Raw genomic sequence first — 8,473 nt, 5'->3', positions numbered from 1 at the left:
TGTACATGAAGATCAAGAACTCCTTTGATAGTGGAATTTCGTGAATGCAGGGCATGTGAGAGAGCGGCACGGCGGAGGAGAACGCGGCGAGCTGCTGATCAGGTCAGGCCGCGCACTCCTGCGTCGTTGCGCCGAAGAGCGGTAGAACACCGGCACAAGGAGAGGCAGTGGACGCGCGAGACAGCCATGGCCCTGCGGCCGTCGGCAGTTGACGGGCGGATGGCCATGTCTTGCTCGGCCGACCGGGGACTGCCGTGGTCAGAGCCGCTCTGCCCACCCCGTTCGGGCCGGGTCGGCTGAATCAGGCCAGGTGATGACGACGCGTGTCGGACCGCGTGGTCTGCGTCGGCGCAGTAGCGGAGCCCGGCGTGCGGGGCGACATACATGAAGCCGTGCCGCCAGGCGGACCCGCTCGGCGTGAACGGCCGTGCCTACGCAGATGTTGTAGCGCGGGAGAAGCTGAGAACCGCCTGCGCGGGGGCCGAGACGAAAAGCCCCCGGAGTTCCTCCGCGTGGCTTTGCAGGTGAGTTTCAGAAACGTCCGTTGCTCAGGAACCAGAACCCTGCACTGTGGCCCAGGGGTTGCAGGTACCGGAAGGCGGCCCGCAGGCCGTCCAGCCTCATCCCGTGGAAGGGGGTTTGCTATCACATCTCGGCTCCCGGGTGGGTAGTCAGGTTGTACGAGAAGTGATCATGGCCCGGTGCCAACTCCCCGACAACACCGCGGCTTCAAAATCGGCCACGCTGTCTAATAGGGCGGTATTCGGTCATCAAGGCGGGCGAGTCCGGCATCGCGACACGTAGCGGCAGCGTTTTCCTGCCCGTGGCGTACGGCCCGCGGCGAGACCGGTAACAATGACCTCGGGAGTCCTGAGGAGTGGTGCACGACGGCGCTGTCGGCCGGGCCGAAGCGTTTCGTGCAGCGGCGGCGGCGATCCGCATGCGGAGGCTCCGGTCCACACCCTCCGGGTCTCAACCGGACGAACGCCCGCCGGAAGGACCGCAAGATCTTCGCCACTTTCCGCTGCGGGCCTTTGGTCGCTGCACTGCCCGCCCCAGGGCTGTCATTCGCCCTCGTCTTCTGTAAAACGGCTGGTTGCGATCTCTTGGTTTTGGGGTGGTCGGGTGAGAGACAGTGGGCCTTGGGGCGTTGTTGCTGGTAGCAGGCTGTTTTCAGCGGGTGGGGTCACTGACTTGGGGGTGAGAGATTTGCATGGGATCGCTGTTTCCGGGCTTTATCGCATGTGGGGTGACGCTGTCTCAGTTGCGTAAGTTCTGATCACGGGCCAGCGGGGGTTGGTGTGATCGGCGGGTGGATCGCCAAGCACGGGGACCCGGGCTTGGCAGGGATAGGTACTGGTTCGGACGCTGCTTTGCCGACGGTGTCGGTGCGGGCGTTGCGGGGGCCGGCAGTACGCCGGGCTGCCCGGGCAAGCCTGTTCCGACCGGTCCCGCCGGACCGGCTGGTCCCGCAGTCGACCCCGCGCCCGCGGGGATGGTCCGGTGATTCGTGGCCGTGCAGGGGTACGAGCCCGCCTGACCGCACCGATCCTGAGGGCGGCGGTCGTGGTGTCAGATCACCGGAGGGCGGCCCAGTCGGGTCATCTTCCATACCGTCCGCCACCGCATGGGCCGCCTCGGAGGGCACGGCACCCGGAGGCCTTCGATGAAGCCGGCCCACCAGGCAGTGAGGCCGGACAGCGGGGGCCGCTGCGCGAGCGTGTATGCGGCCCAGGTTGCGAGGTAGACCGGGATGAGGGCGGCGGGCAGGTGGCGTTTGGCCAGCCAGACCCGGTTGGCTTTGTTCACGGGTTGTGCGTTCTGGCACAGATCTTGGGGAGTCGTCGCGGAGTGTCACCTTGGTGTTCGATTGTGAGGGACTGGGTCGCGTGAGACCGGGTACGCCTGGCCGCCCGACAGCCGAACGTGACGCTCCGTCAAGTACTTGGTCGTCGCTGTCGTGGTCGGCCGTGGACGGTGATCGTGCTGGTCATGCAGACCGATGCATCGTTCTGGGACTCGCTCGTGTTCGACGGTATCGACGAGGTGGACGTCGAGGCGGTGACCGCCTTGTTCGGCACGGTCGAAGTGGTGGCGAGAGGCCAGGTGGCCGGGGCGGAGTGTCCGGACTGCGGCCGCTTCTCGGACCGGGTGCACGACCGCTATCACCGCAGGTTGAAGGATCTTCCGCTCGCCGAGCAGGGCTTCGTGATCCGGTTGGTGGTCCGGCGTTTCATCTGCAGGGCGGCGGACTGTCCGCGTCGGACGTTCGCCGAGCCGTTCTCGCGGTTGGCCGCCCCGTACGCACGGTTCACAACTCGGCTCAACCACGCCCTGGAGCGGGTGGGGCTGGCGCTGGCCGGGCGGGCTGGCGCTCGGCTGGCTGTCCAGCTGGGCTTGGACATGGGAAGGATGACCTTGTTGCGCAGGGTCATGGCATTGCCTGATCCGCAGTTCAGCACGCCGCGAGTGCTGGGCGTGGACGACTTCGCGGTCCGCCGCGGGCAGACATACTCCACCGTCTTGACCTGCGTTGAAGACCATCGCGTGGTCGATGTGCTTCCGACCCGTGAGGCCGGGCCGCTGGCCGAGTGGCTGATCCGTCACCCAGGCGTGGAGATCATCTGCCGGGACCGGGCGGGCGCTTACGCCGAGGGTGCCCGGCGCGGCGCCCCCCGATGCTCTGCAGGTCGCTGACCGGTTCCATCTGTGGCAGGGCCTCGGCCGGGCCGTGGAGACCTGCGTCGCCGCACACCGCGACTGCCTGCGCAGCCCGTCGCCCAGCGGCACACTGCTGGAGGCGATCAGCCCAGAGTCCAGTCGGCCGCAGGACGACTGCGAACCCCTCGGCCGGCGGGCCGAGCGCAAGAAGGCCGCACACGCCCTGGTCCACGAGATGCTCACCCAAGGCCACTCACGCCGGGCGATCGCCCGGCACCTGGGCTGGGGCCTCAACACCGTGCTCCGGTACGCGACCGCCGCACGCTGGCAGGACACCATCCGCGAGAACCGGCCCCGGTCCAGCAGGCTGGATCCCTACAAGCCCTACCTGGAACGACGATTTGCCGCGGGATGCACCAGCGTCACCCACCTCCACCGTGAACTCCTCGCCGACAACGCTCCCGTCACCTACCAGATGGTTCGCGCCCACATCGCCACCCTGCGCACGGCTCCGGCCAGCGCACCGCCCCGGCCTCCGACGGTGCGGCAGGTAACCGGCTGGCTCACGCGTCACCCCACGGCCCTGACCGAGGAGGAACGTGCCGCCCTGAAGAGTGTCCTGGCTCGCTGTCCCGGACTGGACGCGGCCGCCGGGCATGTCCGCGACTTCGGAGAGTTACTCAGGGACCGCCTCGGCGCCATGCTCCCTGCCTGGATCGACGCGGTCGATGCCAGCCAACTACCCGGCCTCACCGGCTTCGCACTTCACCTGCTCCGGGACCGCGACGCCGTGACAGCCGGGCTCACCTTGGACTGGAGTTCCGGCAGCATCGAGGGCGCCGTGAACCGCATCAAGAAGATCAAGAGGCAGCTCTACGCTAAAGGGTGTTGCAGAAGGCTCAGTCTTGGGCATTTTTCCTGTATGGGTGGGGTGTTGCGGGCTGAGTCGGTGTGGGTGGAGACGTTCACGGGCTTGCGGATCGACCGGTTCGCGAAGCTGGTGAAGGTGGTGCGGGAGCGGGGCGGGAACGGTCCTGGTGGTGGCCGGCCGTGGTGTCTGCCGCTGGCGGAGCGGGTGCTGCTGGTGGCGGTGTACTACCGCACGAACCTCACGATGCGCCAGCTCGCCCCGCTCTTCGGGATCTCTCCGGCCACCGTCTGCAGGGTCATCCAGCGCCTGCGGCCGTTGCTCGCGCTGGAGCCGGCCCCACGGCCAGTCGCCGACGTGGACCGGCTGTGGATCGTGGACGGAACCCTCATCCCCGTCCGCGACCGCACGGTTGGCGCGGTGGTAGGAGCGGAGCGTGGCGAGCTTGTTCTCCCACGCTTCCTCGCCGGGCTCCCACACCATTCCGGCTTCCGGCGCGTTCAGCAGGGTCTTGCGCCGCTCTTCCAGTTCCCCGGCGCGCAGGGCCTTGCGCTGTTGGTGCACCCACCTGCCCAGCGGGAAGTCCTTGGTGACGCCGACCTCGGTCTCCACGTCATAGGGCACGGCGTACAGACCGCTGATCTCGTGCTCCGTCCGGCACCGGATCAGGGCCTGGTAGCCCTCCAGCCACACCAGTGACCGGGGCCGGTAGACCCGGGTGCGCAGGAACGCCGCGATGGTCGCCGCGTCGCGTGGGCTGGAGAAGTGCAGCAGCGCGGCTTCGGCGACGGCCTGCGTGTCGTCCTGCTTCTGGTCCTCGCCGTCGTCGTCGGCCCTGATGATCCGGCCGTCCTCGTCGTGCCGGATGTGGACCTTGCGTTGTCCGCTGGTGAGGGCGCGGGAGGCGAGCTGCTCAACGAGTCGTTCGTCATGACTGCGGAGGCCCTGGAGCACGGCTACAAGGGGGCGGAAGCTGGCGGAGGCAACCATGTCGGTCGGGTCTTCGCCGGGCTCCAGCAACACCGGCACGATGATCCGCGCCACCTTCGTGGAGCCGTCCTTGTTGAGCCTCAGCGCCCGGCCGATGTTCTGGACGATCTCCACCTGCGAGCCGCGGGTGTCCGCGAAGCAGACGGCCTCCACTCCCCGCTCGCCGGTGATGTCCACGCCCTCCCCGAGCACGCGCACCGAGGCGAGGAAGGCTCGGTGGACCCGGCGCCCGGCTGCGTCGATGCCGTTGGCGAATTGGCGCAGGATCTCGCGGCGCTCGGACACGAGGTGGTCGCCGCATGGCCAGGCTGACCAGACGCGGTCGGGCGGGACGTGGCGGCCGGCTTCCAGCTCGTAGAACTTCGCGTCGATGGACGACTTCGGCAGCCGTCCGCGGCGGCCAGGTCGGCGTGGGAGGCGTCGTTGACGTACAGCTCGGCGGCGGTCTGGGGCAGCTTCTCCGCGAACGCTGCTTCTTCGACCTTCTGGTGGAACGTCATGACGGTGCGCAGGTTGTGCGCGGCCGCGTGCTCCAGGAGCGCCGTCTGCAGGAGTGGGCAGGCGCCGGCCTCGCCGGGCCTCTTCGGACTCTCCGTGGACGGGGGAGGGCTCGCGGATCTCCAGGACGTCGATCTCGAATCCGGTGAGGATCTCGCGCTCGATCGCCTCCGAGAGCCCGAGTTCGGCGAGCCGCGCGCCGTACGTGCCGTCCGGTCGTCGGCCATGCTCGCGATCTTCACCTCCTGGGCGTCCGCGCCCTTCTGCGGCCGGGGCGCGGATGCCGGAGTTGGGTTCACTGGCCTCGGTGTCCTGTGTCAGGGCCGTCAGCCTGGCTGGCCGTGGGTGATTGTCAACGCCGGTACGTTGTATGGGTGTTCGGGCTACGGTGATCTCGTTGTCGGGGCGGAGGGCGGAACCATGCCGCAGGGGCAGGGGCAGGGGCAGGGGCAGGGTGGGGTGGGAGGGTTGCGGGAGCGCTGGGTGAGGCCGGGGTTGTTGGCGGGGCTGGTTGGGGGTGTCGTGGCTGCGGCGGGTGCTGCGGCTTTGTGGGCGCCTGGGGAGGTGTTGCCCTGGGCGGGTGGTGTCGCTACCGCGGCTCTGGCGGCTTATCTGGGCCAGGTGGCTCCCGTTCAGTTCGGGGCGGTTTTGGGGCGGCGGGGGGCCGGGCGGGAGCTGGCGGCGGCTGCGGCCGCGCCTTTCACTGTCGCGGTCGGTATACGGAACCAGGACTTTGTCTCGTTCGACGCTGGTGAGCGTGTTGTTGATGTCCCGGCGGCGGGGCATACCGTCCGGCTGGTGCTCACCGGTGCGGGGCCCCGTCCGGTGGTGCTGACCGGGCTGCGGGCCGAGGTGATTTCCCGGGGGCGGGAGTACGGGGAGCTGGCCCGCCATGCGTCGGCGATCGCGCCGCGCGCGTTCGCGGTCGTGCTCGATGAGGACCCGCCCGGGGTCCGTCCGATCGCGGACAGTGATTTCCCCTATGGGCTTGCCCAGGACGAGACCGAGGTGCTGGACCTGCGCGCTGACCTTGAGTACGGGTACGTGCGGTGGGTGTTGTGGCTTGACTGGACCACGGCGGGCCGCAGCGGCACCACTCGCATTGACCTTGATGGCCGGCCGTTTCGTACTGCTGCGCGTATGAGCATGCCCGCATGACGCGGCGGGGGCGGTATTCGGTCGTGGGGGCTTTGCTGCCGCTGACGGCCGGCGGGGGTGTTCTTTTGGCCGCCGGTGTCTGGTCGTGGCTGCCGTGGGCGGCTGTCGTGGCGCTTGCCCTGTTCGCCGCCCGCCGGCGCCGAGAGGGGCGCCCGGAGGGCCCGGCAGGTTCGGGAGACCCGGTGGGTTCGGCGGGTTCGGGGGGCCTGGTGGGTTCGGCGGGTTCGGGGCGCCCGGCGGGCCCGGTGGGTTCGGTGGGGTTGCCTGTGGTGGAGGCGGTGCGGGCGCCGTTGGGGGAGGAGGCGGGCGGGGCTTTCTACGAGCTGCACCTGCCCGTGCGGCCGGTTGCGGTGTGTCACCTGCCCGGCGATGCTCCGTTCGCTGTTCGGGTCTCGGTGCACAGTCAGATCGTGCATCTCGCCTCTGCGGAGCGTACTGGTGAGCCCGAAACGGTACGGATCCCGGTCAGTGGCCATAACCTGCTGCTCGAACTGGTCTCCACCGGCCCGGAGCTGACCTTGCGGTCGCTGACTGCCCGGGCGACCGGCCAGGCGCCGGTCGCGGCGCAGGGGACCGCTTTCGCCCATGACCGGATGCCCGATCTGGCCTATGCCCCCGACCTGGTGGAATCGTTCCTGCGCGCGGTTGCCGCCTACCGGCCCCTGCGCGCCCCCGAGTACGCCTTCCTGCTCGACGCCCGGGACTTGGTGGACGCGTGCCCCGTCGCACCGGAGGTGCAGTCCCTGCCGCTGACGGTTCCGGCCGGCGGGAGGCGGACTGTGGTCTGTGCTCCGGTGACCGGCTTTCCCGGCCAGTTGCACTGGTGGCTGACCGCGGAGATCGAGTGCGGCGGCCGGATGTGGCACCCGTACTGGGCGCTGCGGATCACCGCGAGTACCGGTATCCGGGCGTATGACCCGGACGGCACGGACAAGGCCGTGCCCGCTCATGTGGTCCGCCCCGATCACTGGTCCCCTGACATGCCGCCGCGGGAGGCGGGGCGGGAGCGTGAACCTCATTTCGCGGTCCTTGCGCATGCCGGCTCCGGGGGCCTTGACCGGCCCGTGCCCGTCCCCGATTCGCCGCGTGCGGCGCGGCTGGTGGCCGAGGGCGACCGGCTGGCGGCGGCCGGGCGGGCGGCGGAGGCCGCCGACGCGTACGAGGGCGCCGCCGGGGACGGCAGTGCCGCGGGTGCGTTCAAGCTGGCGCGGTTGTTTCACCAGGCGGGTGCCCGCGAGGAGGCCGAGGGCTGGTACCGGACGGCGGCCGGCCGGCACGCCAACGCCGCCTTCCAGGCCCTCGGCGTGCTGTGCCTGGAGCGCGAGGATCTCGACGCGGCCTATTTGTGGTTTCGCCGGGCCGCGGACGAGGGCGACTGGAACGGGATCGTGGGGCTGGGCGTGGTCCTGCGCAGGCGCGGTCAGGCGGCGCGGGCGGAGTCCGTGCTGCGGCTGGCCGCGCAGCACGACACCCCGTACGCCCACCGGAACCTTGCCGCGCTCTTGGAGGATCAGGGGCGTATGGGGGAAGCGGGGCGGATCCGTGCCGGTGACCCGCTGCGCTCCGCATCGGACGGTGTCTAGAGCGGGGCGGGTGTGGGTGGGGCGCAGCGGCGGAGTCCTGGCATTGCGGGGGGTTTTTTGCGGAGCTGCCGCAGGTTCTCGTCCACCCGCCGGGCGGCTGGCGGGGACGGCGGCCGGGGGTGGGGTACTCCCTCGGTACTGCCTCGGGGTTCCCCTCGCCCCCCGGGCCGCCCTCCTGCCCTCCGCCCTCCGGTCCCTCGCCCTCCGGCCCCCGTCCTCCCGGGCCCCCTGGCTGCCTCCGGCCCCCGCCCCCGGCCGGGCCCCCCGGCCGGCCTCCCGGCCGCCCGGGGCTGCCCTGGCTGTTTTGCCGGGGGTGGCGGGGGCTGCGGGGTCTGGGTGTCCCGGATGCCCTGGCTGCTCCGCCTGCCCGGGCTGCCTCCGGCCCCCGCCCCCCGGCAGCTCTGGCTGCCCCCGCTCTGGCTGCTCCGCCCGCCCCGGCCCGCCGCCCCCGGCCCCGCCGCCCCCGGCCTCGCCGGTCACGGCCCCCGTCTGCCCGGGCCCCCTGGCTGCCTCCGGCTGCTCCGCCTGCCCGGGCTGCCCTGGCTGTCTTGCCGGGGTGGTGGGGTTTGGGTGTCGTGCTGTTGTTTGGGGGTGTTGTGGTGGGGTGTGGATGGCAGTGTTCGGTGGGTTTGTTTCCTTGGGTTGTGAGGTGGTTGTGGGGGTCTGGCCTGGACGTTGATGGGGTATGGGTGGTGACGTTGGGTGAGTTTCGGGT

3 protein-coding genes and 4 pseudogenes are annotated in these 8,473 nt (G+C 70.3%); 5 read left to right on the top strand and 2 right to left on the bottom strand.

All coding sequences use genetic code 11. From position 1 onward, the window contains the following. Nucleotides 1-1,572: 1,572 nt before the first annotated feature. Nucleotides 1,573-1,797 (bottom strand): annotated as a pseudogene (locus ACZ45T_RS39065) (glycosyltransferase family 2 protein); the annotation flags it as partial. A 195-nt stretch (nt 1,798-1,992) separates the two neighbouring features. Between ACZ45T_RS39065 and ACZ45T_RS39060 the strand changes: the two are divergent. The 3 genes and pseudogenes from ACZ45T_RS39060 to ACZ45T_RS39050 all read left to right on the top strand — a co-directional run. Further along, nucleotides 1,993-2,697, top strand: a complete 705-nt coding sequence (locus tag ACZ45T_RS39060) for an ISL3 family transposase (protein WP_468449226.1) — start codon at nt 1,993-1,995, stop codon at nt 2,695-2,697. A 199-nt stretch (nt 2,698-2,896) separates the two neighbouring features. After that, a pseudogene (locus tag ACZ45T_RS39055) lies at nt 2,897-3,475 on the top strand (ISL3 family transposase); the annotation flags it as partial. Between the two features lie 108 nt (nt 3,476-3,583). After that, nucleotides 3,584-3,949 (top strand): annotated as a pseudogene (locus ACZ45T_RS39050) (helix-turn-helix domain-containing protein); the annotation flags it as partial. Here the strand turns inward: ACZ45T_RS39050 and ACZ45T_RS39045 are convergent. Continuing rightward, nucleotides 3,929-5,295 (bottom strand): annotated as a pseudogene (locus tag ACZ45T_RS39045) (helicase associated domain-containing protein); the annotation flags it as partial. The pseudogenes ACZ45T_RS39050 and ACZ45T_RS39045 overlap by 21 nt on opposite strands. 520 nt (nt 5,296-5,815) lie before the next feature. Between ACZ45T_RS39045 and ACZ45T_RS39040 the strand changes: the two are divergent. Continuing rightward, on the top strand, nt 5,816-6,175 hold the full coding sequence (locus ACZ45T_RS39040; RefSeq protein ID WP_468449224.1) for a hypothetical protein: 360 nt from the start codon (nt 5,816-5,818) through the stop codon (nt 6,173-6,175). A 410-nt stretch (nt 6,176-6,585) separates the two neighbouring features. Continuing rightward, the gene (locus tag ACZ45T_RS39035; protein ID WP_468449222.1) at nt 6,586-7,758 is read left to right on the top strand and encodes a hypothetical protein; all 1,173 of its coding nucleotides are present in this window, start codon (nt 6,586-6,588) and stop codon (nt 7,756-7,758) included. Nucleotides 7,759-8,473: the final 715 nt, after the last annotated feature.

Source organism: Streptomyces sp. NPDC030995, assembly GCF_055571215.1.
The sequence above is the reverse complement of the archived record's forward strand: the minus strand, read 5'-3'. Positions and strand labels throughout refer to the sequence as shown.

What these genes read in the sequence shown, in the direction of transcription:
- ACZ45T_RS39060 (WP_468449226.1), top strand. Translation starts at nt 1,993, where the DNA reads ATGCAGACCGATGCATCGTTCTGGGACTCGCTCGTGTTCGACGGTATC.